The following is a 23644-nucleotide window of genomic DNA, read 5'->3' on the forward strand; positions in this document are numbered from 1 at the left end:
GTGCTGTTGTGATTTGGAACCATTCTGCCGGAGCAGCTTTTTGTCAGGGCAGAGGCGAGCGACGAAGGGCATACCGGAAGGTACGTTCGAGGCGCTCGCCTCTGCCCTGACGAAAAGATGCCCGGCCCTTCGGGTTGGTTGAAGCGGGCCGACTGATGTGTCGGCCGGCTTGGCCGTATGCATTGGCTACGACGCGCGCCGGCCGGCACATCAGACGGCGCCGCTTGAACCAACAGAATTGTTTCCAAATCACAACAGCACGCTCTAGGCCGCCTGCAGCACACGAACCCGCCCCGGAGCCGGGACCGGGCCGCGCGCGGTGCAGGGGAGGGGCGGCTACCTGCCGCCGGCCTCGACGATGCCCTTGGTCAGGCTGCCGGTCGCCGGATAGAGCGGGATCAGGCAGGCCTGCAGGGCGTGGTAGATGTCGCCCTTGCCGGCAAAGAGCGTGTAGCTCGGCACGAGGTCCTCGTTCAGTTCCTCGTGCCAGCCGCCGCGCTCCCCGTCGATGAAGTGGCGCGCGATGCCGTCCCAGATCCTGCGGTACCAGGTCTCGTGGAAGTCGTTCGGCAGGTGCTCGCAGAGGAAGGCTGCAGCACCGGCACCCTCGGCCATCGGCCACCAGAGCTTTTCGCGCTTGGCCGGCTGGTCCTGCCAGTCGAGCGTGTAGAAGAAGCCGCCCCTGTCCTTGTCCCAGCCGAGCGCGATCGACTGTGCGAACAGGGCCTTGGCCGCCTCGGGCATCCAGTCGTGCTTCCTGCCGCCGAGCGCCCACAGCTGCAGGACCAGCCGCGCCCATTCCAGCCAGTGGCCGGGCGTCGTGCCGGAGGGGCGGAACATCTCGTTGCCGGTATAGCCCTTGTCCACCGTCCAGTTCTCGTCGAAATGCTCCGGCACCCGGAAGCCGTTCTCGCCTGCCTTGCGGCGGATGATCAGGTCGGCGATGCGCTCGGCCTTCTTCAGATAGGCGTTGTCGCCGGTCGCCTCGTAGGCGGCCATCAGCGCCTCGGTGAGGTGCATGTTGGAGTTCTGGCCGCGATAGCCGGGGACGGGCGACCAGTCGTCCGCAAACTCCTCGGCGATCGCGCCGTGCTGCTCGTCCCAGAAGCGGGTGTCGAGCACCTCGGTCACGTCCGCGATCATCCGGTCGGCATCCGGATGCCCCGCCACCTTCGCGCTCGAGGCGGCCAGCAGCACGAAGGCATGGCCGTAGCCCTGTTTGGTGGCGTCGAGCAGGCCGGAATTGTCGAGCGACCAGTGGTAGCCGCCGCGCGCGGCGTCGCGGTGCTTTTCCCAGAGATATTTCATGCCGTGGTCGACGATGTCGTCGGAGCCGGGACGGCCGAGCAGGCTGCCGATCGAGAAGCAGTGGACCATGCGGGCGGTGGAATGGATGCCGCGGATCGGATTGCCGGCGTTCAGCGGCCGGCCTTCGATGTCGAGTTCGTAGAAGCCGCCGTTCGGGTTGAAGGTCCGGTTCTGGAAGAAATCGAAGAGGCGGTTCGCCTGGTTCCAGAGCCAGTCGCGGTGATAGGCGCGGTTGCGCCAGGCCAGATCAAGCTGTCCGTTGGTGCCCATGTTCGTACTCCTCGTGCTTTCAGGGAGAGCCGGCCGCAGGGAAGCCGCCGGCTGCTTGAGCAGTGTTTCGCCAATGAGGCGTGAGCGCGACGCGTGGAGACCGGGGGAGGTTCCGATCGGCGCCGGCAGAATGGGTGGCGAGTTATGGCCCAGATCGGCAGTCAGGGCAAGCTTGCAGCGGCAACGGCACGGGCGGTCTATATTATTTACAGCTTATATGTGTTCGCGTAGAGTTTTCGAATACTCGGGCTCGTGCGGCCCGGGATCCTGAAACTTGCAGCGAAATCTTCAGATACGAGATCGGTCACGACGAAACCGTGGCACGCGATGCCGGACGGCATTGCCGGCGGCGCGTGTGCGGGCGAGCAGGGGAGTTTTCGACCATGAAGTTCAGCAAGCGCATTCTTGCAATGACGATTCTCGCGGGCGCCGCCCTCGCCGGCGGTCCCGCGATCGCCCAGGACGCCATCTCGGCACCGGCGCAGAAGACGGTCGGCGGGCACTCGCAGCAGCAGATGGTGCCCTCGCTCGCCGTCCTCAACTCCGGAGGCGCCACGCTTGCCGACGGCAAGCTGACCATGACCGATATCGGTCCGAGCACGATCGTCTTCGCCGATCGCCCGGTGCGCGCGGCGGGTCATGTGTCGACCACCGAGTTCATGCGCCAATGGGACGAGGGCAACGACAGCTTCGCCAAGGATCCGCCGAACGCCACCATTTCCGTCTTCGGCCGCGACGGGCAATCGGTGCAGGATGCCGTGGTCGTGCTGAAGACGCCGAAGCTCGAAGGCAAGGTCCTCACCTTCGAGGTCTCGGTGCTGGAGGGCGAGATTTCCGGTGCGGACGGGCCGGCCTCGCTGTTCATCGACTGGTTTGCCGCCCGAGGCCCCTATGGCGGCGCCGTCGTCGCCGGCGGGGCCTGGCGGCACGGGCCGGTGTGGCACGGGGGATGGTATGCGCATCCGGGCGCCTATTACGGCGCGGGGGTCGCGGCTGGTGCTGCGATCGGCGCTGCGGCCGTAGCCGCCGGGCGGCCGTACTACTACGCGCCGCCGCCCTGCGGCTATTATCCCTATCCGCCGTGCTATTGAACGGTGGCCATCGCGCCGGTTGCTACGGCGACCCGGCCGATGCCGCCTCGGCGCAGATCCAGTTGCGGAACGCGCTCATCGCCGGCGTCATCGCGCGTGATTGCAGCCGGGTGAGCCAGTAGCTGCCGACCGGCACGTGGATATCGAACGGCTGCACGATCGCGCCTGAGGTCAGCTGCCGTTCGAACATCGACGGCGGCGCTAGGCCCACGCCCGCCCCCTGTAGGATCGCCTCCATCATGGCGAGCGAGGTGTCGAAGACGATGCTGCTGTGGCGCTGGACGGCGCGCGGCAGCTTCGCCGCCTCGAACCAGCGCGTCCATTCGTCCGGGCGGTAGGAGCGCAGCAGCGTGCGGCCGAGCAGGTCGGAGGGCTGGCGCAGCTCGCGCGCGATCTGCGGAACGCACAGCGCCGAAAGCGGCGCCTCCAGCAGTCTTGCGGCCTCCGTCCCGTGCCAGGCGCCGTCGCCGAAACGGATCGCGAAGTCCAGTCCTTCGGCGGCCAGGTCCACGCGGTTGTTGTTGGTCGAGAGCCGGAGCTCGATGAAGGGATGGCGATCGGCGAAGGCCGGGAGCCGCGGCAGAAGCCAACCGACCGCGAAGGTCCCGACCGCGCCGACCGTCAGGATCTCGCGGATCCTGTCGCCGCGGAAGCGCTCGACCGCCGTCGCCATGCGGTCGAAGCTGTCGCGCAGGACCGGCAGCAGGCTCTCACCCTCCGGCGTGATCATCAGCCCGCGCGGCAGGCGCTTGAACAGCGCCGTGCCGAGTTGCGCCTCCAGCGCCTTGACCTGGTGGCTGACCGCCGCCTGCGTCACGTTCAGCTCGATCGCCGCCCGGGTGAAGCTCAGGTGGCGTGCGGAGGCCTCGAAGGCGCGGAAGGCGTTCAGCGGAAGATGTGGCCGAACCATGGCGATGCCCCAGTTTTTCTAATGCCTGATCTCAGTATTCGTCCTTTGTCGCCGCGTCAAACCGCTGGTAGCAATGGGCCGCGATCCATAGGAAGAAAGGGATTTCGATGAAGATCGGCCTATTTTCTCTCGGCATTCTCGGTGCCGCCGGTGTCTTCCAGGCGGCGGAAGCCAAGACAATTTGTACGATCGTCGCCGATGCGGCGACCGGTGCGACGCTGGTGGAGGAGGGCAATTGCCAGGAGCGCTACACGCCCGCCTCGACGTTCAAGGTGCCGCTCAGCCTGATGGGGTATGACGCGGGCTTCCTGAAGGACGCGCATGCGCCGTCGCTGCCCTTCCGCGAGGGCTATCCGGACTGGGGCGGCGAGAACTGGACGCAGGCGACCGATCCGACGCGGTGGATGAAATACTCCGTCGTCTGGTTCTCGCAGGTGATGGCGCAATCGCTGGGCGAGCCGACGCTGCACGACTACGCCGCCAAGTTCGACTACGGCAACGCCGACTTCTCCGGCGACCCCGGCAAGAACAACGGTCTTGAGCGCGCCTGGATATCCTCCTCCCTGAAGATCTCGCCGCGCGAGCAGGTTGCCTTTCTCCGCAAGCTGGTGAACCGCACGTTACCCGTCTCGGCGCACGCGACGGACATGACGATGAAGATCGTGGAGACGACCGTGTTGCCGGACGGCTGGACGGCGCAGGGCAAGACCGGCATGGCCTATCCGCGCAAGCCGGACGGCCAGTTCGACTACGACCACCCCTGGGGATGGTACGTCGGCTGGGCGACGAAGGGCGAACGCACGCTGGTCTTCGCACGGCTGGTGCAGGAGGAGACGCGGCAGAAGGGTTCGGCGGGCGCCCGGGTGCGCGACGGGTTGTTCAAGGAACTGCCGGCGATGGTGCCGACGGAGTAGGACCTGACGCGAGGGCCTGGGGACGGCCACGGCGCCTCTTGGATCGCCGTGGTCGGCCGGGCCTGTTTCACGGCTGCGCTCCGTTTTGGGCGCGGCGGTTCTGCGTCATCGGAGAGGCAGGCCATCCAGGAGAAAGCCGAGGCCCTTCCGGAAGGCGCCGTCCCAGTCGCTGTCCAAAAGCAGCTGGGCGCTCTCGATCGTCGGGTACTGTTCGCCGAGGCGCGTGAGCCGCTGCTGCGCTGCCGCCATGTCGTCGTCCGAGAAGCCGAAGCTCGCGCGGGTGATGGTGGCGCCCATCACATGGTTCCAGAGCGACCAGATCGCCGCGTTCAGTTCGGCATGTCCGACACCGGCCGTGACCAAGGTCCTGCTCAGCAGTTCCAGGCGATGGAGCATGTTCGGGCCGAGGGCCCGGCGCGGCAACAGCGACGTAGTCCAGGGATGGCGCAGCATGCTGGCGCGCCAGTCTTCCAGCATGTGAACGACGTCGCCGCGCCAGTCCTGGCGGTCGGCATCTTGCGGCAACCCGCGATATTCGAGGACCGAATCGAGCGCCAGATCGAAGACGGTCTCCTTGTTGTCGACGTACCAGTAGAGGCTCATCGCGCCCGAGCCGACACGATCGGCCAGCTTGCGCATCGTCAGGCCATCGACGCCCTCGGCGTCCAGCAATTCGATCGCGGTCGCGACGATGCGCTCCAGCGACAGAGGCTGCGCATCGCCCGGCGCCTGCGAAGGCATCCTTGTCCGCTGGGGCCGTTTGCCGGGGGCGCGGCCGGATTTGGCTGCCATTCGTCCTCCTTGCCGATCGCACGCCGATTCCGGCCGACAATGCGACAATTCGAGTTTTGACCAATTGACTCGTACGTCGTACGATGCAATCAAGTCGTACGACGTACGAGTCAATCATACGGCCGTTTGGTGAAAGTTCAATCCTGCCGGCTGTCAGGGCACGCTGCCCGCAGCCCCCGGAGCCGGGAGAAAATCATGTCACGCGCAATCAACCATCTGCTTGTCGGAGGACTCATCATCATGACCATGGGCGTTCCCACCACGACGACGGCGAACGAGACCGATCGCAAGCTGACCATCGTCAATCCGCAGTCCCTCGGTGATCCGTCGCCGAATGGCTACAGCACGGCCGTGATCGTGCCTCCCAACGCCCGGCTCGCCTACATTTCCGGGCAGGGCGGCTTCGACAGCCGGGGAGCCTTGTCGCCCGACTTCGCCGTCCAGGTCGAGCAGGCCTACGCAAATCTGCGCACCGCCCTCGACGGGATCGGCGCAAGGACCGATCAGGTCGCCAAGCTCACGGTCTACGTGGTCGATCACGACATGTCCAAGCTGGAAGTCCTGACCGGGAACGTCAAGAAGATGTTCGGCGAGGCGCTGCCCGCGCAGACCCTGGTGCCCGTCCCCAAGCTCGCAATCGACCCCATGCTCTTCGAGGTGGAAGCCGTGGTCGTGCTTGACTAGCGAGGCGGCCACCGCTGCCGCCGGGCTCGGTCAGGCGGCATGGCCCGATTGACGGCATGGGGATCGTTGTGCCGTTATCGGCACAGCGCCGCATTTGCATTGGGAGGTCCATGATGGCGACCGTCGCCCTGTTTCATTCCGTCTATGGCCTTCGCCCGCTGGAACTGCAGGCGGCGGAGCGGCTGCGTGCCGGCGGTCACAGCGTTCTGGCGCCGGATCTTTACGACGGCCGGTTGGCCGGTTCGGTCGAAGAGGGTTTCGCCATCAAGGACGAGATCGGCTGGCGCAGCCTGTGCGAGCGTGCCGAACGCGCGGTCGCGGATTTGCCGCCGGACGCCGTCCTCGGCGGCTTTTCCATGGGCGCCGGCATAGCCGCAAGTCTCTGGCCCGACAGGCCGGAGGCGGCCGGCATTCTCCTCCTGCACAGCATTGCCGAAATCCCCGCCAACGCCCGGCCCGGAACGCCGGTCCAGGTCCATCTTGCCGATCCCGACCCGTTCGAGCCGGCCGACGAGGTCGCGGCGTGGCTTTCCGCGCTTGCCGGTTCTTCGATCGCGCTGGAGGTGTTCCACTATCCCGGCGCCGGTCACCTGTTTGCCGACGCCACCCTGAGCGACCACGATGCGCAGGCCGCAAGGCTGATGTGGGAGCGCGTCGAGCGGCTGCTGGCAACGCTCTGAGAGAGATCCGACGGCTCCGGTTCGGCCGAAACCTCCGGCATGACCCAGACGGAAGCGTTGCAGGCGGCCGGTCGGCCGCCTGTTCAGCTGCGCAGCCCGGGCGCTTCCTGGCCCGTGCGGGCGACATATTCGGTATAGCCGCCGCCATACTGGTGGATGCCGTCGGGTGTCAGTTCCAGCACCCGGTTCGACAGGGCGGCGAGGAAATGGCGGTCGTGCGAGACGAACAGCATCGTGCCTTCGTATTGCGACAACGCCTTGATCAGCATTTCCTTCGTGTCGAGGTCGAGGTGGTTGGTCGGCTCGTCGAGGACCAGCAGGTTCGGCGGGTCGAACAGCATCCGCGCCATCACCAGCCGTGCCTTCTCGCCGCCGGAAAGGACGCGGCACTTCTTCTCCACGTCGTCGCCGGAAAAGCCGAAGCAGCCTGAAAGGGCGCGCAGCGGCGCCTGTCCCGCCTTCGGAAAGGCGTCTTCGAGCCATTGGAGGATCGTGCTGTCGCCGTCCAGCAGGTCCATGGCGTGCTGGGCGAAATAGCCGAGCTTGACGCCGGCGCCGATCGTGACCGTGCCCTTGTCCGGCTCGGCGGACCCCGCCACCAGCTTCAGCAGCGTCGATTTGCCGGCCCCGTTGATGCCCATGATGCACCAGCGCTCGCGCCGGCGCACCATGAAGTCGAGCCCCTCGTAGATCGCGCGGCTGCCATAGGACTTGTGGACGCCCTTGATGTTGATCACGTCCTCGCCCGAGCGCGGCGCCGGCAGGAAGTCGAAGGCGACGGTGTGGCGGCGGCGCGGGGGCTCGACGCGGTCGATCTTGTCGAGCTTCTTCACCCGGCTCTGCACCTGGGCCGCGTGCGAGGCGCGCGCCTTGAAGCGCTCGATGAACTTGATCTCCTTGGCGAGCATCGCCTGCTGGCGCTCGAACTGGGCCTGCTGCTGCTTCTCGTTCTGCGCGCGCTGCTGTTCGTAGAAGGCGTAGTCGCCGGAATAGGTGGTGAGCGATCCGCCGTCGATCTCGATGATCTTGCCGACGATCCGGTTCATGAACTCGCGGTCGTGCGAGGTCATCAGCAGGGCGCCGTCATAGGTCTTGAGGAATTCTTCGAGCCAGATCAGGCTTTCGAGATCCAGGTGGTTGCTCGGCTCGTCCAGCAGCATCACGTCCGGGCGCATCAGGAGGATCCGCGCCAGCGCCACGCGCATCTTCCAGCCGCCCGAAAGCTTGCCGACGTCGCCGTCCATCATCTCCTGGCTGAAGCTCAGGCCGGCGAGCACCTCGCGGGCGCGGCCCTCCAGCGCATAGCCGTCCAGTTCCTCGTAGCGCGCCTGGACCTCGCCGTAGCGCTCGATGATCCGGTCCATCTCGTCGGCCTTGTCCGGATAGGACATCTCGGCCTCCAGCTGCCGCAGTTCGGCGGCGACCGCGCTGACCGGCCCGGCGCCGTTCATCACCTCGGAGACGGCGCTGTGGCCGCCCATCTCGCCCACGTCCTGGTCGAAATAGCCGATGGTGACGCCCTTCTCGGTGGAGACCTGCCCCTCGTCGGGAACCTCCTGCTGGGTGATCATTCGGAACAGCGTCGTCTTGCCGGCGCCGTTCGGGCCGACGAGGCCGATCTTCTCGCCCTTGTTCAAAGCGGCCGACGCCTCGACGAAGAGGAGCCGGTGGCTGTTCTGCTTGCTGATGTTTTCGATGCGGATCATGCGGCGAAGGCCCCGTCGGTTGCGGCGCCGTCACGTGGTGGATCGCCGGTCGCGATCCCTTGGAGCACCATTGGATGGGGCCAGATACATCAGCGGATTGCCGAAGGCCAGCCCCGGAGCGGGCCGGCATGCCTTCCGCTCCGGCCCGGCTCCGCTCAGCTTCGAGCGGGAATGCGGGCGATCGCCTTGATCTCGAAATCGAACCCGGCCAGCCAGTTGACGCCGACCGCCGTCCAGTTCGGATAGGGCGCGCCGCCGAGCACCGCCTCGCGGACCTTCATGACCGTCTCGATCTGGGTGGCCGGGTCGGTGTGAAAGGTCGTCACGTCGACCACGTCGTCGAGCGAGGCACCCGCGGCGCGCAGCACGGCGGTCAGATTGTCATAGGCCAGCCGCACCTGGCGTTCGAAATCGGGCTCCGGCGTACCGTCCTCGCGGCTTCCCACCTGTCCGGACACGAACAGCAGGTCGCCGGAGCGGATGGCCGCGGAGTAGCGGTGCGCCTCGTAGAGGCTGTGGCGGTTGGCGGGGAAGATCGGTTCGCGTTGCATCTCGTTTTCCTTGGATGTCGGGTTGTCTGGATGCGGAAGCCGGGCGGCTCTGGACGGCCGGGCGAGGTACGGGCTTCCCACGGCAGAGACAGGTTGATATACGTCTCGTATGTGAAACTATCTCGCATACGCGGCGTATGTCAATACGCATACGCCGCGTATCTGAAAATGGGGTGTGCCTGATGGCGACGCGGCGATCGGAAATGATGGAGGAGACCCGGAACAAGCTCATCCAGGCGGCGCGCACGGCCTTTGCGGAGAAGGGCTATGCCAATGCCTCGATGGACGACTTGACGGCTGCCGTCGGGCTGACGCGGGGCGCGCTATACCACAATTTCGGCGACAAGCGCGGCCTGCTGCAGGCGGTGGTGGATCGCATCGACGGCGAGATGGCGGCCCGGGCGCAGGCGATCGGCAACGCCGTCGGCGATGATTGGGCGGGGCTTCTGGAGGAGGGGAGAGCCTATATCGAGATGGCGCTGGAGCCCGAGGTGCAGCGGATCGTGCTGCTCGACGGGCCGGCGGTCCTGGGCGATCCCTCGCAGTGGCCGAGCCAGAACAGCTGCCTGCAGGCAACGATCGCCAAGGTGGAGCGTCTTCTCACCGAAGGCCGGCTGAAGCCCGTCGATCCCGAAGCCGCGGCACGGCTCCTGAACGGCGCCGCCCTGAACGCGGCGCTCTGGATCGCCGCCAGCAGCGAGCCGGAAAAGGTGCTGGCGAAGGCGCTGGAGGCGTTCCGCTGCCTGGCGTCCGGCCTGCTCGCAGAGCCCGTCTGAGCCGGGGCGCAAGCGCAGCCGGCCGGCTGCGGCGGACGGGTGCCGGGCGAGCCGGCGTTAGGCGCGACGCTCAGCCCTTGATGTACCAGCCCCAGGGCTCGTCGGCCTCGAAGGCAGTGATCTGCTTGGTTTCCAGGTAGTTCGACAGGCCCCAGCGGCCGAGTTCGCGGCCGATGCCGGACTGCTTGTAGCCGCCCCAGGGCGCCTCGGTGAAGGTCGGTTGCGAGCAGTTGATCCAGACGATGCCGGCGCGGAAGGCGCGTGCGACGCGCTCGCAGCGTGCCCGGTCCTTCGACATCACCGCCGCCGCCAGGCCGAAGCGGCTGTCGTTGGCCATGCGGATCGCATCCTGTTCGTCGCGGAACGGTTTGACACAGACGACGGGGCCGAAGATCTCCTCCTTCCAGACGAAGCTGTCCTCCGCCATGTCGGTCAGGATCGTCGGCTCGAGGAAGTAGCCGGTGTTCAGGCCCGCCGGGCGCTGTCCGCCGCCGGCGACCGTTGCACCTTCCTCCTTGCCGCGTTCGATCGCGGCCAGCACCTTATCGTACTGTCCCTTCGAGACGAGCGGCCCGAGCAGCGTGCCGTCGGCAAGGCCGTTGCCGATCCGGATCTTCGCGGCCTCCTCGACGAGACGCGCGAGCAGGGCCGGATAGAGGCTTTCCTCCACCAGCACGCGCGAGGTCGCCGAGCAGACCTGGCCCTGGTTCCAGAAGATGCCGAACATGATCCACTCGACGGCCCTGTCGATGTCGCTATCGGCGAAGACGACGAAGGGCGACTTGCCGCCGAGCTCCAGGCTGACGTTCTTGATGTCGCGGGCCGCGGCCGCCATGATCTTCGCGCCCGTCGGCACCGAGCCGGTAAAGGCGAGCTTGTCGATGCCGGGATGCTCGGACAGCGGCCGGCCGGCCTCGGCGCCAAGGCCGGTGACGATGTTGAGGACGCCGGCCGGCAGCCCGACCTCTTCGACGATCGCGCCGAGCTCGAGCGCCGTCAGGGGCGTCAGTTCGGAGGGCTTGAGCACCATGGTGCAGCCTGCGGCAAGCGCCGGCGCAACCTTCCACGAGGCCATCAGCAGGGGATAGTTCCACGGAATGATGGCGCCGGCGACGCCGATCGGCTCGCGCACGACCTTGGCGGAGAAGCGCGGTTCTGCAAGCGCGATCATCTCCTCCGGCGTCTCGTCCATCTCCTCGGCAAGCCCGGCATAGAATTGGAAGCAGCCGGCGGTGTCCTCCATGTCCCAGATCGCTTCCGGCAAGGGCTTGCCGTTGTCGCGCACTTCCATGCGGGCGAGCTCATCCTTGCGGGCCAGGATGATTGTGGCGATGCGGCGCAGGCATTCTGCGCGCTCTTTGCCCGACAGCCGCGGCCAGGGGCCGTGGTCGAAGGCGCGGCGGGCGGCGTGGACGGCAAGGTCGATGTCGGGCGCGGTTCCGGCCGGGGCGTGGAAGATCGTTTCCTCCGTTGCAGGATCGATGACCGGGAAGGTACCGCCCGCGGCCGGGGCCATCCATTGTCCGTCGATGAAGAGCTTTTCGCGCATGTTCGTTCCACCTTGATTGTTCCGTCTCGTGCCGGCGCCGTGCGGCATGAAGCGTTGTCCTTAGGGTCAGGATGCCCGCGTGCCGATGGCCGGAGCCGCCGCCACCTTCAGGATTTCCTCGGCCGCCCGCGTGACCCCGGCTGCCGCCTGCATCGTCTTCGCATTGGCCTTCAATCGCTCCGCCATCGCCGTGTCGGCCACGAGATCGGTGATCGCCGCCGCCAGTTCGGCGTCGCTCCAGCGATAGCGGTCGAGCTTCCTGCCGACGCCGGTCTCGGCCGCGCGCGTGGCGTTGTCGTGCCCGTCCCAGCAGTAGGGCATGACGAGCGAGGGCACGCCGAAATAGAGCGCCTCGCAGAAGGAGTTGTTGCCGCCGTGATGGATGAACAGGCTCGCCTGCGCCACGACCGAGGGCTGCGGAAACCAGCTGTCGATGAAGACGTTGTCCGGCACCTCGCGGTATTCGTCGCGCCAGTGGCCGGCGTTGATGAGGAAGCGGCAGGGCAGGGTGGAAAACACCTCGATCATCCGCTTCATCATCGAAACGTCCATCGCCCCCAGCGAGCCGAAGCTCGTCAGCACCAGCGGCGCGTCGTTGTGGCTGGCAAACCGCGGCGGCAGATAGGGCGGCTCGTGACGCACGCAGCCGTCGAGGAAGACGAACCTTTCCGCGTCAAGCGGCACCCGCCGGGGGTGGCGGATGATCTCGGGCGCCAGCAGCAGGTTCAGCCACGGCGAGGCGGAGAGGAAGCTGGAGGTCTCCGGCGGCTTCAGGCCGCATTCGGCGAGGAAGGCGGAAAAGCGCCGGTGCGCCGGCGCCGTCACCCGTTCATAGGCCTTGGCGAAGTCCCGCCAGTCCTGTCCGGGCCGCTCGCCGCAGCCGGAGAGATAGGGCGGCACGGTCTCGTCGGGCACTTCCGTCTCGGCGCAGGAAACGACACGGATCCACGGCACGCCGGCATTGGCGATCGCCGGGAACATGACGACGTTGTCGAGCACGATCGCGTCTGGCTTCAGCCGTGACAGCAGCTGGCGCAACGGCTCCTCGACGCGGATCGCGGTGTCGACGATCGCGTCCCAGGTCGGGCCGACATAGCTCTCCAGCTGTTCGAACGGGGTTTGCCGGAAGGCATCCTGGTGGCGCTCGATGAAGTCGTTCCAGTCGGTCGGCGGCCCGGAGGCGTCGTCGGCAAGCTGGTATTCGGGAAAGCCGTATTCGGCAAAGACGCCGGAAAAGCCGGGGTGGCAGATGAACACCGGTCGCGCGCCGAGCCGCCGCAACTCCTGGGCGATGCCGACGCAGTTCAGCGCCGCGCCGAAGCTCGCTTCCGGAAAGAGGGCGATCGTCTTCGATGCGGCCATGGCGTTCAACGCGACACGAGTTTGAAGGCCGGCGGCACGCCGCGCCCGGCGAGCCGGGGCCGCTGCTGGCGGGAAAGCTGCAGATGCACGCGCATGAGATCGGCGGCGAGCTCCATCTGCCCGCGCTCGATCTGCTCGAGGATCTGCAGGTGTTCGAGGTTGGACTGCATCAGGCGGAACACGGCGACATGGCCGGCGGTCGGTATCGCGCGGCGACGGCGATGATGATTGACGAGCGCTTCTGCCATGAAGGGATTGCCGCAGCCCTTCGCGATCAGCGTATGGAAATCGAAGTCGGTGCGCTCGAACAGCTTGCGGTCGAAGGTGCTCTCGCCCATCCCCTTCAGGATCAGCATCGACTGGCGCAGCGCGACCAGCGCCGGCAGGTCGCGGCGGAAGTCGGGCAGCGTCAGCGCGAGCGGTTCGGTGGCCAGGCGGAATTCGTAGCTGCGGGCGACCGCGTCGCCGCTGACCGCAAACTGCTTCAGCAGCCACTGCTGTCCGGCGCCGCGTTCGGCGATATTCTCCTCTGCCAGTTTCATCAGCGCATTTTGTACCGTCTGCCGCGAGACATCGTATCGCCGCTGCAGCGAGGCGATCGTCTGCGTCTCGGCGATGCGGCCGGCGGCGAGGTCGCGCAGGATCGCCGCATGGATCTCGCTTTCGCCGTCACCTTCCGCGGTGTCGTCGAGCCGCGCCGTCGCTGCCGGGTCGACGGCGAGCAGATAGCCGCCCTCGGGCTCGACGGTGACGAGTCCGCGCTCGGCAAGTACTTGAAGCGCCTTGCGGATCGGGGTTCTGGAGACGTTGCAGAGCGACGCCAGCGCCTGTTCGGCCAGCCGCTCGCCCGGCGAAATTCCGCGCTCGCCTGCAACGTCCAGTATTTTTTGCGCCAGTTCGACATGGCGATAGCTGGGGCGCTTCGGTTCCGGAATCATGCGCTCAATCAGGCCTCCATCGCCGCGCATGCTGCCCGTTGCGCCGCCGTTTCGCAAGTCTCGCGATGCGGAAATTGTGCATGGTGCGATTTCGGGCGAATCCCTATTGACGTATTTTTTTTATAATTAATACTGCCCAGGCACGCAGTGAAGAGTCCGGATCAACCGGCGGGCTGCATCGCACAGAGGCCAGGAACAAATCAAACAAGGGAGTTTTTTCGTGAAAGCGAGAAACGGAAAGGTCGCATTGCGCGCCGCGGCGGCTGTGATCGCCATGAGCCTGACCGCGGGGACGGCATCGGCCGCAGACCTCGTCATCTCCAACTGGGACGGCTACATGGCGAAGGACATCGCCGAGAGCTTCAAGGCGGCGACGGGCCTGGAGATCGAGGTCGTCAACCACGCGACCAACGAAGAGATCATGGGCAAGCTCATGGCGAGTGGCGGCAAGGGCTACGACATCGTCTTCGTCTCGTCGCCTTTCGCCGAGGTGTTGAATGCGCAGGGGCTCGTCGAGCCGCTGGACAAGTCCGCGATCCCCAATCTCGCCAATCTCTATCCGGAGGCCGCCGCACTCGCCTATGATCCGGGCAACGCCTTCTCCGTCCCCTACACCTGGGGCACGACCGGGCTCTGCTATCGTTCCGACAAGGTGAGCGGCACGCCCGACAGCTGGATGAGCCTGCTTCAGCCGGCAGACGACATCAAGGGCAAGACGACCATGCTGGCGACCGACCGCTGGCTGATGGGCGCGGGCCTGCTCGCCAAGGGCTATTCGGTCAACGAGGCCGATCCGGCCAAGATCAACGAGGCGCGCGATCTCCTGATCGAGGCGAAGAAGACGCTGCTCGCCTATGACGACACCACCTTCTATTCCAAGCTCGTCTCCGGCGAGGCGTCGCTGGTGCACGCCTGGGACGGCTGGTGCAACTACGGCATCTCCGAGAACAAGGACATCAAGTTCGTCGTGCCGAAGGAGGGGTCGGACCTCTGGGTCGACACCATGGTCGTGCTGAAGGGCTCGGAAAACAAGGACAACGCGATGAAGTTCATCAACTTCATCCTGGATGCAAAGAACCACGCCTGGGCGGCGGAGAACATCCTCTACAAGGTGCCGAACAAGGCCGCCATGGAGAGCCTGCCGGCAGCGCTCGGCGAGCAGTACCCGAACATGAAGATGCCGCCGGCCGAACTCGCCAAGTACGAGCTGCTCCGCGACCTCGGCCCGGCACAGAAGGACTATTCGCGCGCCGTGAGCGAGATCAAGGCCGCGAACTGACTTCGTCCTTCTCCCTGCGTGCGGGGAGACGGTGCCGGCCGGCGGATGAGGGGCCACCCCAATTGAGGTGGCGGCCTCCGTTGAGTCCAGCCCCTCACCCCAGCCCTCTCCCCGCAAGCGGGGAGAGGGGGCGCCAGTGTCGTGCCCCGCCGCGCATTTTCCTCATCGGCGGGTGCGTTGGCAGCCACGTCGCTTTTTCATGGAACAGCAGCAAGGCCCACTCCGACGTGTCGTTCAATGCCACCAGACCGAACCTGCTTGCCGCTCCCGGCGTGGCCTGGCTGATGGCCTTCATGGTGGTGCCGTGCCTGCTGGTCTTGTCCTATGCCTTCTTCCAGCGCGGCGTCTGGGGCGGCATCGACTACACCTTCACGCTGGAGAACTTCGCCCGCGTCGCCGATCCGCTCTATGCGCGGATTTTCCTCAACTCCGCCCGCATCGCGCTGACGACCACGGTGATCGCGATCCTGATCGCCTATCCGGCCGCCTATGCCATTTCGCGGGCGCCGCGGCTGCGCCAGCCGATCCTGCTCTTCTTCGCCGTCCTGCCCTTCTGGAGCAACTACCTGATCCGCACCTATGCCTGGATCGTGCTGCTCAACCGGGAGGGGCTGGTGAACAATCTCATCCGTTCGCTCGGCTACACCGGCGAACCGCTGTCGCTGCTCTATACCGAGGGTGCGGTGATCACCGGCCTCGTCTACAACTACCTGCCCTTCGTGATCCTTGCGATCTATTCGACGCTGTCGCGGCTGAACCCGGAGCTGATGGAGGCCTCGCGCGATCTCGGCGCCGGGCCGGTCCGTACCTTCTGGCGCGTGACGCTGCCGCTGACCCTGCCCGGCGTCGCCGCCGGCGGCGTGTTCGTCTTCGTGCTGTCGATCGGCAATTTCGTCACCCCGGCGCTGCTCGGCGGCGGCCGCTTCCAGATGGTCGGCAACCTCGTCTACGACCAGTTCCTGACCGCCAACGACTGGCCGTTCGGCGCTGCCCTCGGCATGGCGCTGATCGCCACCATGATCGTTCTCCTGTTCGCCCAGGCCCGCGCCACCGCGCATGCGAGCGGCGAAGGGAGAGGGGAGGCGGCATGAGCGGGCAGACGACCATGGGCGCGATGACGGCCGCGCCGCCGGCGGCGGGCGCTACCGTGCCGGGGGTGTTTCGGCGCAGGCTGCCGGGCCGCATCGTGCTGCTGTTGGTCTTCGGCTTCCTCTACCTGCCGATCGCCGTGCTCGTCCTCCTGTCCTTCAACGACAGCGGCCTGCCGACGTCCTGGTCCGGCTTCTCCACCCGCTGGTATGTCGCGCTCGCCGGCAACGGCGACATCCTGCGCGCGGCCTGGAACACGCTCGTGGTCGCCGTGTTCGCCACGCTGATCTCGACGGTGCTCGGCACGCTCCTGGCGCTCGGCATGGAGACGCGGCGGCGCAAGAGCAACGGGCTGGAGGCGCTGGCGTTTGCGCCGATGGTGATCCCCGACATCGTGCTCGCCGTGGCCCTGCTGTCGTTCTTCTCGCGGCTGAACCTGACGATGGGGCTGCACACGATCGTCATCAGCCACGTGGTCTTCGACCTCGCCTTCGTCTGCTCGGTGGTGCGCGCACGGCTGAAGAACTTCGACTACTCGATCGTCGAGGCCTCGCGCGATCTCGGCGCGTCCGGCTGGACGACCTTCTGGCGGATCACCTTCCCGGTGCTGCTGCCGGCCATCGTCGCCGGCGCGCTGCTGGCGTTCACGCTTTCGGTCGACGAGTTCATCATCGCCTTCTTCACCGCCGGCGCCGGCCGCTCCTCGATCACCCTTCCCATGCAGATCTACTCGATGATCCGCTTCGGCATCACGCCCGAGGTCAATGCGCTCGCGACGATCGTCATGGGGGTGAGCGCGACCGCGCTGATGATCTCGCAATGGCTCAACAAAGAACAGGTTCGATGAACGCAGAGACGTCCCCCATCCTCCGGATCGAGAGTGTGGCCAAGAGCTTCGGCCCGGTGACCGCCGTCGACGGCGTCTCGATCGACGTGCGCGAGAACGAGTTCTTCGCGCTGCTCGGGCCGTCGGGCTGCGGCAAGACCACGCTCTTGCGCATGCTTGCCGGCTTCGAGACGCCGAATGCTGGTCGCATCCTGCTCGACGGCCGGGACATATCGCCGCTGCCGCCGGAGAAGCGGCCGCTGAACCTGATGTTCCAGTCCTATGCGCTGTTCCCGCACATGAGCGTCCGCCAGAACCTCGCCTACGGGCTGGAGATGGAGCGGCTGGAGAAGGCCGAGATCCGCCGCCGCGTCGACGAGACGCTGTCGACCACCGATCTCACCCAGTTCGCCGACCGCAAGCCCGACCAGCTCTCCGGCGGCCAGAAGCAGCGGGTGGCGCTGGCGCGCGCGCTCGTCAAGCGGCCGAAGGTATTGCTGCTCGACGAACCGCTCGGGGCGCTGGACAAGAAGCTGCGCGAGAAGATGCAGCTCGAATTGAAGCGCATGCAGCACGAGGCCGGCATCACCTTCGTCATCGTCACCCACGACCAGGAAGAGGCGCTGGTGATGGCCGACCGGATGGCAATCCTGAAGGACGGGCGGCTGCTGCAGGTCGGCACGCCGGAGGCGATCTACGAGCGGCCGGCCGATCGCTTCGTCGCCAATTTCATCGGGGTGATGAACTTCATCGACGGCCGCGTGGGCGAGGGCGGCCTGTTCGAGGCGGAGGGACTGCGGCTGGCGCTGGCCGATGCCGGGCCCGGCCCGGCGACGCTCGCCATCCGCCCGGAAAACGTTGCCCTGGGCGCGCTAGGCGAGGGCCTCGCCGGAACGATCGCCGACATCGCCTATCACGGGCTCGACCGCGTGCTGCATGTCAAGACGGCGGCCTCACCGGTGCCGCTGCAGATCCGCGTCCCGGTGAGCGGGACGGCCACCCACCAGGTCGGCGATGCGCTGAGCCTCAGGATCGACCCGGCCCGCTGCCGGCTGTTTGCGGGAGCGGCGGCATGAGGCGTCCAATGCTCGCGGATGCGGGTGGGGCCTTGCCCCCTGCGGCCATGGTCCTTCGCCCCGCTTGCGGGGAGAAGCTGCCGGCAGGCGGATGAAGGACGTTGCCGGGGCAGAACGGAATTCACGGACGTCATAAAGAGGGAACACCATGTCCAAGACCATCGCATTCTTTCCGGAGGCGGCCTTCGGGCCGGCGCTGAACTCGGTCGGCATCGCGCAAGCCGTCGAGGCGCTCGGCCACAAGGCCGTGTTCCTCTCCGATCCGGGCTTCGTGTCGGTCTATGAGGGCTACGGCTTCGAGGCGCATCCGGTCAACCTGTCGGAGCCGATGCCGGCCGAGCAGATGGCGAAGTTCTGGGAGGACTTCATCAACGGCCATATCCCGAATTTCCGCAAGTCCCCGATCGACCAGGTCGACAACTACGTCAAGGACTGCTGGACGGCGATCGTCGACAGCGCCAAGTGGGCGCAGAAGGACCTGCCGGGCGTGCTCGCCAGGATCAAGCCGGACCTGATCTGCGTCGACAACGTCATCCTGTTTCCGGCGATCAAGCAGTTCGGCAAGCCGTGGGTGCGGATCATCTCCTGCTCTGAGAACGAGATCGAGGATCCGAAGATCCCGCCGCACCTGTCGGGCTGCGGCGAGAAGGACTATGCCTGCCATGCGGCCTATCGCGACCGCTTCAACAGGGTGATCAAGCCGATCCACGACGACTTCAACGCTTTCCTGGCGGAGAACGGCGAGGCGGCCTATCCGATCGGCCAGTTCTTCGAGGCCTCGCCCTTCATGAACCTGCTGCTCTATCCGGAGCCGGTGAAGTTCGCGCGCGAGCATCCGCTCGAGCCGAAGCAGTTCCAGTATCTCGAAGGCTGCGTGCGCAAGGAGAAGGCCTACGAGGTGCCGGCGTTCGCGGAGAAGAACGACAAGCCGCTGATCTACATCTCCTTCGGCTCGCTCGGCGCGGGCGACACCGACCTCTTGAAGCGGCTGATCGCAACCATCGGCAAGCTGCCCTACCGCGCGCTTGTCAATGTCGGCGACTACAAGGACCAGTATGCGGACCTGCCGGGCAACGTCATCGTCGACAGCTGGTTTCCGCAACCCTCCGTCATCCCGCAGGTCGACGCGGTCATCCACCACGGCGGCAACAACTCGTTCACCGAGTGCCTCTACTTCGGCAAGCCGGCGATCATCATGCCCTATGTCTGGGACGGCCACGACAACGCCACCCGCGTCGACGAGACCGGCCACGGCTTCAAGATGCCGCGCTACGACTGGACCGACGCCGATCTCGCCGCAAAGCTCGACGCCTGCATCAACAATCCCGCGATGAAGACGAAGCTCGCCGCCACCAGCGCCCACATGCAGGCCCGCAGCGGCCCGAAGAAGGCCGCGGCGATCCTGGACGAACTGGTGAAGACGGGGAAATTCGATGGCTGAGGCATCGCTTCGAGTTCACCCCCCTCTGGCCTGCCGGCCATCTCCCCCTCAAGGGGGGAGATCGGCAAAGGGCGCGCTGACCGCCCCCAACCGATCTTGGAGCACGGCAGGCCTCGAAGGCCTATTGATCGGAACGGCGACAGGACCTGGCGCTTGCCGCGTTCAGTCTCCCCCCTTGAGGGGGAGATGCCCGGCAGGGCAGAGGGGGGTGAGCGAGCGGACTTCGGATCGGAGAGAGGCACTGCCATGACCGAGACCACAAAATCCTCCGCGCCGCATATTCACGGCGCCTCCACCTTCGCCGATCTCGTCGACTGGGGCAGCCAGCCGGACAGCCTCGAGGGCCAGTCGTCCTCCTCGGGGCGGCTCGTCTTCAAGGGGCCGGACAACCGGCCGGAAAGCGGCATCTGGGTCTGCACGCCCGGCCGCTGGCGGCTGTCGATCCCGCGCGACGAATTCTGCCATTTCGTCGCCGGCCGCGCGGTCTATCGCTCCGACGAGGGCGAGGAGATCGCGGTCGAGGCGGGGACGGTCGTGATGTTTCCCGCCGGCTGGACCGGCGAGTGCACCGTCATCGAGACGATGCGCAACATCTACATGCTTGTCTGAGGAGCACCGATGACCACGCCATACTGGCCCGATGCCGCCAAGGTCGCCCTCGAGGACTGGGGCGCCAGCGCCACCGCCACCGAAGGCACGCCGCACATGAGCGGCAAGGTGCTCTCCGTCAACGCCGACGGCACCAGCGAGTGCGGCATCTGGTCGTGCACGCCGGGCACCCGCAAGATCACGATCGCGAGCGACGAGTTCTGCTGCTTCCTCGGCGGCCGGGGCCGGTATGTCCACGAGAGCGGCGAGGAGATCCCGGTCTTTGCAGGCGCCGTCGTCTTCTTTCCCGGCGGCTGGACCGGAACGTCGATCATCACCGAAACACTGACCAAGGCCTTCATGAGCCGCGGCGACTGACATCGAAGAGGAAGCACCATCATGCCCATCACGCCCTTTATGAAAAAGCCGCTCGAACAGGTCGACCTCGTCGACTGGGGCGTCATCCCGACCATGATCGAGGGCGAAAGCCGCACCTCCGGCAAGGTCATCCACAAGGGCCCGAACGGCGAATCCGAATGCGGGCTCTGGATCTGCACGCCGGGCAAGTGGTTCTGCCACGTCACCCGCGACGAGTTCTGCCACTTCCTGGAGGGGCACTGCACCTATGTGCACGAGAGCGGCGAGGTGATCGAGATCACCCCCGACACGGCCGCCTTCTTCCCGCAGGACTGGAAGGGCGAGTGCACCGTCCACGAGACGATCAAGAAGGTCTACATGATCCGGTGAGATCAAAACCTGCCCCTCACCCCGCCCTCTCCCCGCAGGCGGGGAGAGGGAGACGAAACGCTGCGGCGCGCCTCCTTCTCCCCGCTCGCGGGGAGAAGCTGCCGGCAGGCGGATGAGGGCCGTGCGCCGCCAGGAACCCAAGGAAACAACAGCATGTTCAACCCCGCCGAACCCGTCTTCTACCGGCATCCGGACTACGTGCCTGCCGCGGGCAAGCACCATCCGGTGATCGATCCGGCGCGGCTGACCGAGGTCGGCCGGTTCGCGATCACCACGATGGACGAGATGGAGACCGCCCTGGATGCGGCGACCACGGCCCAGCGTGGCTGGCGGAAGCTCGACGCCAAGTCGCGGGCGACCGTGCTGCACCGGATCGCCAACCGGATCGAGGCGACCGACATGCGCCGCTGCGCCGAGCTGATGTCGCGCGAGATGGGCAAGCCCTATCCCGAGGCGATCGGCGAGGTCGCCAACTGCGCCGGTGCCTTCCGCTATTTTGCCGAGATGGCGCGCGACGAGGCCGGCAAGGTCGCCGGCACGACGCAGGCCGGCTCCTTCCAGCATGCCCGCTACGAGCCGCTCGGCATCAGCGTCCACATCATGCCGTTCAACTTCCCGATCCTGCTGATGTGCTGGACCGTCGCCGCTTCGCTTGCCTCCGGCAACGGCTGCGTCATCAAGCCGGCGCCGGCGACGACGCTTTCGACGCTGGCGTTCATGGCCGTCTTCGAGGCGCTGCCGGCCGGCCTCGTCGCCTGCCTGCCGGGCGGCGTCGAGCTCGGCGAGGCGCTGATCGCCTCGCCCAGGACCCATGCGGTCGCCTTCACCGGATCGGTTGCGGCCGGCAGGGCGGTCGCGGTCGCGGCTGCCGGCCAGATGAAGCCGGCGGTGATCGAGGCCGGCGGCTCCGACCCGATGATCATTTCCCGGCATGCGCCGCTGGAGGTGGCCGCCGCCGGTGCGGTCACGGCGGCCTTCCACATGTCCGGCCAGGTCTGCACCTCGGCGGAGCGCTTCTTCGTCGTCGAAGACGTGCACGACGCCTTCGTCGAACGGTTCGCCGCCGAGACCAGGCGGCTTCGCATTGGCAACGGGCTGTCGAAGGCCGAGATCGGCCCGCTGGTGTCGGAGGCGGCGCGCGCCAAGGTGATCCGCCTCGTCGCGGACGCGAAGGCGAAAGGGGCGACCGTCGTCCTCGGCGGCAAGATCCCCGAAAGCGAGCCGGTCGGCTGGTTCTACGAGCCGACGATCCTGACCGGCTGCACCCCCGACATGGCGATCCTGCGGGAGGAGTGCTTCGGCCCGGTCGCCGCGATCATGAAGGTCAAGGACTTCGACGAGGCGATCAGCCGGGCGAACGACAGCGAATTCGGCCTCGGCGCCTCGGTCTTCACCACATCGCTCGAAGAGGCGATGGAAGCGGCCGACCGGCTGGAGGCCGGCATGGTCTGGGTCAACAATCCGCTGATCGACAATGACGCGCTGCCCTTCGGCGGCTGGAAGAAATCCGGCCTCGGCCGCGAGCTGTCGAAGCTCGGCCTCGATGCCTTCCGTCGCTCCAAGATGGTGATCATCGACCACAAGCCGGTGATCCAGGACTGGTGGTATCCCTATCCGGACGACTGGTTCTACGAGGCCGAGGGGCGCAAGCATGTGTGAAATGGCGTCCCTTCTCCCCGCTTGCGGGGGAGGGGCGGTCCGGCAGCGAAAACCGATAATTTGGAACGACAGGAACACGCATCATGATCATCACCATCCTCGGCGGCGCCGGCTTCATGGGCGCTGGCATCGTCCGCGACCTCCTCTCCGACCGCGCCATCGTCGACATCGGAAAAATCCGTCTCTGCGACACCTCGCGCGAGAAGATGCAGGCGCTGGCGGGCGAGCTCGGCGATCCGCGCATCGAATGCGTGGACCTGAACGTCACCGATGCGGCAGCGCTTTCGGCAGCCATCTCAGGCGCCGACATCTGCATCAACTGCGTGCCGACGCTGCTGGGCTTCCAGATGACGATCTTCGAGGCCGCCCTGGCCGCCCGGGTCGCCTACATGGACCTCGGCGGTCTCGGCACCTACACCGTCAGGCAGATCGCCGAGCACGAGCGCTTCAAGGCGGCCGGCGTCACCGCCGTCCTCGGCGCGGGCTCCGATCCCGGCATGTCGAACGTGATCTGCCGGGCGGTGGCCGACGAGCTGGACGAAATCGACAGGATCAATCTCTACTGGGCGGCGGAGCTTGCGGGCGAGGAGAACCCGGTCCTCGTGCCGCCCTACTCGGTTTCGACGGTGCTGGCGGAGTACGCCCATCCGAGCACGCAGTTCTATGACGGCCGGCATGTCGAGTGCCCGCCGATGAGCGGGCGCGAGGTCCTGGACCTGCCGGAGCCCTGGGGCCGTTGCGAGTTCATGCATTCGCCCCATTCCGAGCAACTGACCGTTCCGCTGGCCGACGGCATCCGGGAAAAGGGGATCCGGGAATTCTCATGGAAGCTGCACCTGCCGCATCGCGAGCACGAGGCCTGGGTCGGCCTGGTGAAGGCGGGCTTCGGCGATTTCGACGAGGTTGTCGAAATCGGTGGCGTCGCCGTCAAACCGCTCGACGTGCTCAACAAGGTCATCGAGCGCAACATCCGGAAGAACGCCGACCGCATTCCGGCCCAGGAAAGCCACGAGATCCACTTCGCGATCGGGCAGGGCCGCAGGAACGGCAAGCCCTGCACCGTGCGCGTGGAAGTCGTCGTCTCCCCCGACCCGATGTATGCGCCCTATGTCGACGCCTGCACCTCGATGAACGCCGCGATCGCCGCACAGCTCATCCTTAAGGAACCGAAAAGGCCGGGGGTCTACGCGCCGGAGAGCTATTTCGACGCCGCGACCTACTTCCCCGAGCTGGAAAAGAGGAAGTTCAGGATTTCGAAGACGGTTTCCTGAGGCGGGGCATCCTCAACAGGGCGATCCGCGCATCGCCCTGTTGCGACAAACCTTTCCGGATTCGTTAGATCGCCGAAAATGCCCGTTCATGATTGTGGCGGAAAAGAGAAAAATAAATCCTATCATTCTTATAGACA

Annotated in this window: 23 protein-coding genes; 15 read left to right on the forward strand and 8 right to left on the reverse strand. The window is 66.4% G+C overall.

Annotation, left to right across the window (positions count from 1 at the left end; all coding sequences use genetic code 11):
* Window positions 1-336: 336 nt before the first annotated feature.
* Window positions 337-1578, reverse strand: coding sequence for an AGE family epimerase/isomerase (locus P0086_RS08045; RefSeq protein ID WP_148191001.1), 1242 nt, complete (start codon window positions 1576-1578; stop codon window positions 337-339).
* Between the two features lie 383 nt (window positions 1579-1961).
* Here P0086_RS08045 and P0086_RS08050 point away from each other — a divergent pair, with 383 nt between their 5' ends.
* Entirely contained in the window at window positions 1962-2669 is a 708-nt protein-coding gene (locus P0086_RS08050; RefSeq protein WP_112594200.1) for a hypothetical protein, read from the forward strand.
* A 22-nt stretch (window positions 2670-2691) separates the two neighbouring features.
* Here the strand turns inward: P0086_RS08050 and P0086_RS08055 are convergent, their stop codons facing one another.
* Window positions 2692-3579 (reverse strand): LysR family transcriptional regulator, encoded by an 888-nt coding sequence (locus tag P0086_RS08055; protein ID WP_112594202.1) that lies wholly within the window; start codon window positions 3577-3579, stop codon window positions 2692-2694.
* A gap of 107 nt (window positions 3580-3686) precedes the next feature.
* Between P0086_RS08055 and blaOXA the strand changes: the two genes are divergently transcribed.
* A complete protein-coding gene (gene blaOXA / locus P0086_RS08060; RefSeq protein WP_148191003.1) occupies window positions 3687-4493 on the forward strand; it encodes a class D beta-lactamase in 807 nt (268 codons plus the stop codon).
* 105 nt (window positions 4494-4598) lie between these two features.
* Here the strand turns inward: blaOXA and P0086_RS08065 are convergent, their stop codons facing one another.
* A complete protein-coding gene (locus tag P0086_RS08065) occupies window positions 4599-5285 on the reverse strand; it encodes a TetR/AcrR family transcriptional regulator (protein ID WP_148191005.1) in 687 nt (228 codons plus the stop codon).
* 195 nt (window positions 5286-5480) lie between these two features.
* On the opposite strand from P0086_RS08065, the gene P0086_RS08070 reads away from it, so the two are divergent.
* Together P0086_RS08070 and P0086_RS08075 are read left to right on the forward strand one after the other, a co-directional pair.
* Window positions 5481-5969: a RidA family protein gene (locus P0086_RS08070; protein ID WP_148191007.1), complete on the forward strand. Its 489-nt coding sequence runs from the start codon at window positions 5481-5483 to the stop codon at window positions 5967-5969.
* Between the two features lie 113 nt (window positions 5970-6082).
* On the forward strand, window positions 6083-6649 hold the full coding sequence (locus tag P0086_RS08075; RefSeq protein ID WP_148191009.1) for a dienelactone hydrolase family protein: 567 nt from the start codon (window positions 6083-6085) through the stop codon (window positions 6647-6649).
* Window positions 6650-6732: 83 nt separating this feature from the next.
* Here P0086_RS08075 and P0086_RS08080 read toward each other — a convergent pair whose 3' ends face one another.
* Together P0086_RS08080 and P0086_RS08085 are read right to left on the reverse strand one after the other, a co-directional pair.
* Window positions 6733-8355: an ABC-F family ATP-binding cassette domain-containing protein gene (locus tag P0086_RS08080; RefSeq protein WP_275784462.1), complete on the reverse strand. Its 1623-nt coding sequence runs from the start codon at window positions 8353-8355 to the stop codon at window positions 6733-6735.
* Window positions 8356-8510: 155 nt separating this feature from the next.
* The gene (locus P0086_RS08085; protein ID WP_112613111.1) at window positions 8511-8906 is read right to left on the reverse strand and encodes a RidA family protein; all 396 of its coding nucleotides are present in this window, start codon (window positions 8904-8906) and stop codon (window positions 8511-8513) included.
* Window positions 8907-9088: 182 nt separating this feature from the next.
* On the opposite strand from P0086_RS08085, the gene P0086_RS08090 reads away from it, so the two are divergent.
* Window positions 9089-9682 carry a TetR/AcrR family transcriptional regulator gene (locus P0086_RS08090; protein ID WP_112594216.1) on the forward strand — a complete coding sequence of 198 codons (594 nt, stop codon included), beginning with the start codon at window positions 9089-9091 and terminating at the stop codon, window positions 9680-9682.
* A gap of 70 nt (window positions 9683-9752) precedes the next feature.
* Here the strand turns inward: P0086_RS08090 and P0086_RS08095 are convergent, their stop codons facing one another.
* From P0086_RS08095 to P0086_RS08105, 3 genes are all read right to left on the reverse strand, one after another.
* Entirely contained in the window at window positions 9753-11231 is a 1479-nt protein-coding gene (locus P0086_RS08095) for an aldehyde dehydrogenase family protein (RefSeq protein WP_112594218.1), read from the reverse strand.
* 66 nt (window positions 11232-11297) lie between these two features.
* Window positions 11298-12593: a glycosyltransferase gene (locus P0086_RS08100; RefSeq protein ID WP_112594220.1), complete on the reverse strand. Its 1296-nt coding sequence runs from the start codon at window positions 12591-12593 to the stop codon at window positions 11298-11300.
* 5 nt (window positions 12594-12598) lie between these two features.
* Window positions 12599-13531, reverse strand: a complete 933-nt coding sequence (locus P0086_RS08105) for a GntR family transcriptional regulator (RefSeq protein ID WP_112594246.1) — start codon at window positions 13529-13531, stop codon at window positions 12599-12601.
* A 220-nt stretch (window positions 13532-13751) separates the two neighbouring features.
* Between P0086_RS08105 and P0086_RS08110 the strand changes: the two genes are divergently transcribed.
* The 10 genes from P0086_RS08110 (at window position 13752) to P0086_RS08155 (ending at window position 23507) form a co-directional block, all read left to right on the forward strand.
* Complete coding sequence (locus P0086_RS08110) at window positions 13752-14810, forward strand: spermidine/putrescine ABC transporter substrate-binding protein (protein WP_275784471.1); 1059 nt, start codon at window positions 13752-13754, stop codon at window positions 14808-14810.
* A gap of 284 nt (window positions 14811-15094) precedes the next feature.
* Window positions 15095-15901 carry an ABC transporter permease gene (locus P0086_RS08115; RefSeq protein WP_148177934.1) on the forward strand — a complete coding sequence of 269 codons (807 nt, stop codon included), beginning with the start codon at window positions 15095-15097 and terminating at the stop codon, window positions 15899-15901.
* Complete coding sequence (locus P0086_RS08120; protein WP_275784474.1) at window positions 15898-16746, forward strand: ABC transporter permease; 849 nt, start codon at window positions 15898-15900, stop codon at window positions 16744-16746. Before P0086_RS08115 ends, P0086_RS08120 begins: the two co-directional genes overlap by 4 nt.
* On the forward strand, window positions 16743-17801 hold the full coding sequence (locus P0086_RS08125; RefSeq protein ID WP_148191011.1) for an ABC transporter ATP-binding protein: 1059 nt from the start codon (window positions 16743-16745) through the stop codon (window positions 17799-17801). The genes P0086_RS08120 and P0086_RS08125 overlap by 4 nt, the downstream gene beginning before the upstream one ends.
* A gap of 148 nt (window positions 17802-17949) precedes the next feature.
* Window positions 17950-19242 carry a glycosyltransferase gene (locus tag P0086_RS08130; protein WP_148191013.1) on the forward strand — a complete coding sequence of 431 codons (1293 nt, stop codon included), beginning with the start codon at window positions 17950-17952 and terminating at the stop codon, window positions 19240-19242.
* Window positions 19243-19488: 246 nt separating this feature from the next.
* Window positions 19489-19851: a cupin domain-containing protein gene (locus tag P0086_RS08135; protein WP_148150857.1), complete on the forward strand. Its 363-nt coding sequence runs from the start codon at window positions 19489-19491 to the stop codon at window positions 19849-19851.
* A gap of 9 nt (window positions 19852-19860) precedes the next feature.
* Complete coding sequence (locus P0086_RS08140) at window positions 19861-20208, forward strand: cupin domain-containing protein (RefSeq protein WP_148150859.1); 348 nt, start codon at window positions 19861-19863, stop codon at window positions 20206-20208.
* Window positions 20209-20229: 21 nt separating this feature from the next.
* A complete protein-coding gene (locus tag P0086_RS08145; protein WP_148191015.1) occupies window positions 20230-20577 on the forward strand; it encodes a cupin domain-containing protein in 348 nt (115 codons plus the stop codon).
* A 153-nt stretch (window positions 20578-20730) separates the two neighbouring features.
* Entirely contained in the window at window positions 20731-22236 is a 1506-nt protein-coding gene (locus P0086_RS08150) for an aldehyde dehydrogenase family protein (protein ID WP_148191017.1), read from the forward strand.
* An 83-nt stretch (window positions 22237-22319) separates the two neighbouring features.
* Complete coding sequence (locus P0086_RS08155; protein ID WP_112613120.1) at window positions 22320-23507, forward strand: saccharopine dehydrogenase NADP-binding domain-containing protein; 1188 nt, start codon at window positions 22320-22322, stop codon at window positions 23505-23507.
* The last annotated feature ends 137 nt before the right edge of the window (window positions 23508-23644 follow it).

The organism is Mycoplana sp. MJR14 (genome assembly GCF_029210525.1).
Classification (GTDB): domain Bacteria; phylum Pseudomonadota; class Alphaproteobacteria; order Rhizobiales; family Rhizobiaceae; genus Mycoplana.

Excerpts from the sequence above, each read along its gene's own strand:
- P0086_RS08045 (WP_148191001.1), bottom strand. The coding sequence starts at position 1,578 with ATGGGCACCAACGGACAGCTTGATCTGGCCTGGCGCAACCGCGCCTAT.
- P0086_RS08050 (WP_112594200.1), top strand. The coding sequence starts at position 1,962 with ATGAAGTTCAGCAAGCGCATTCTTGCAATGACGATTCTCGCGGGCGCC.
- P0086_RS08055 (WP_112594202.1), bottom strand. The coding sequence starts at position 3,579 with ATGGTTCGGCCACATCTTCCGCTGAACGCCTTCCGCGCCTTCGAGGCC.
- blaOXA (WP_148191003.1), top strand. The coding sequence starts at position 3,687 with ATGAAGATCGGCCTATTTTCTCTCGGCATTCTCGGTGCCGCCGGTGTC.
- P0086_RS08065 (WP_148191005.1), bottom strand. The coding sequence starts at position 5,285 with ATGGCAGCCAAATCCGGCCGCGCCCCCGGCAAACGGCCCCAGCGGACA.
- P0086_RS08070 (WP_148191007.1), top strand. The coding sequence starts at position 5,481 with ATGTCACGCGCAATCAACCATCTGCTTGTCGGAGGACTCATCATCATG.
- P0086_RS08075 (WP_148191009.1), top strand. The coding sequence starts at position 6,083 with ATGGCGACCGTCGCCCTGTTTCATTCCGTCTATGGCCTTCGCCCGCTG.
- P0086_RS08080 (WP_275784462.1), bottom strand. The coding sequence starts at position 8,355 with ATGATCCGCATCGAAAACATCAGCAAGCAGAACAGCCACCGGCTCCTC.
- P0086_RS08085 (WP_112613111.1), bottom strand. The coding sequence starts at position 8,906 with ATGCAACGCGAACCGATCTTCCCCGCCAACCGCCACAGCCTCTACGAG.
- P0086_RS08090 (WP_112594216.1), top strand. The coding sequence starts at position 9,089 with ATGGCGACGCGGCGATCGGAAATGATGGAGGAGACCCGGAACAAGCTC.
- P0086_RS08095 (WP_112594218.1), bottom strand. The coding sequence starts at position 11,231 with ATGCGCGAAAAGCTCTTCATCGACGGACAATGGATGGCCCCGGCCGCG.
- P0086_RS08100 (WP_112594220.1), bottom strand. The coding sequence starts at position 12,593 with ATGGCCGCATCGAAGACGATCGCCCTCTTTCCGGAAGCGAGCTTCGGC.
- P0086_RS08105 (WP_112594246.1), bottom strand. The coding sequence starts at position 13,531 with ATGATTCCGGAACCGAAGCGCCCCAGCTATCGCCATGTCGAACTGGCG.
- P0086_RS08115 (WP_148177934.1), top strand. The coding sequence starts at position 15,095 with ATGGCCTTCATGGTGGTGCCGTGCCTGCTGGTCTTGTCCTATGCCTTC.
- P0086_RS08120 (WP_275784474.1), top strand. The coding sequence starts at position 15,898 with ATGAGCGGGCAGACGACCATGGGCGCGATGACGGCCGCGCCGCCGGCG.
- P0086_RS08125 (WP_148191011.1), top strand. The coding sequence starts at position 16,743 with ATGAACGCAGAGACGTCCCCCATCCTCCGGATCGAGAGTGTGGCCAAG.
- P0086_RS08130 (WP_148191013.1), top strand. The coding sequence starts at position 17,950 with ATGTCCAAGACCATCGCATTCTTTCCGGAGGCGGCCTTCGGGCCGGCG.
- P0086_RS08135 (WP_148150857.1), top strand. The coding sequence starts at position 19,489 with ATGACCGAGACCACAAAATCCTCCGCGCCGCATATTCACGGCGCCTCC.
- P0086_RS08140 (WP_148150859.1), top strand. The coding sequence starts at position 19,861 with ATGACCACGCCATACTGGCCCGATGCCGCCAAGGTCGCCCTCGAGGAC.
- P0086_RS08145 (WP_148191015.1), top strand. The coding sequence starts at position 20,230 with ATGCCCATCACGCCCTTTATGAAAAAGCCGCTCGAACAGGTCGACCTC.
- P0086_RS08150 (WP_148191017.1), top strand. The coding sequence starts at position 20,731 with ATGTTCAACCCCGCCGAACCCGTCTTCTACCGGCATCCGGACTACGTG.
- P0086_RS08155 (WP_112613120.1), top strand. The coding sequence starts at position 22,320 with ATGATCATCACCATCCTCGGCGGCGCCGGCTTCATGGGCGCTGGCATC.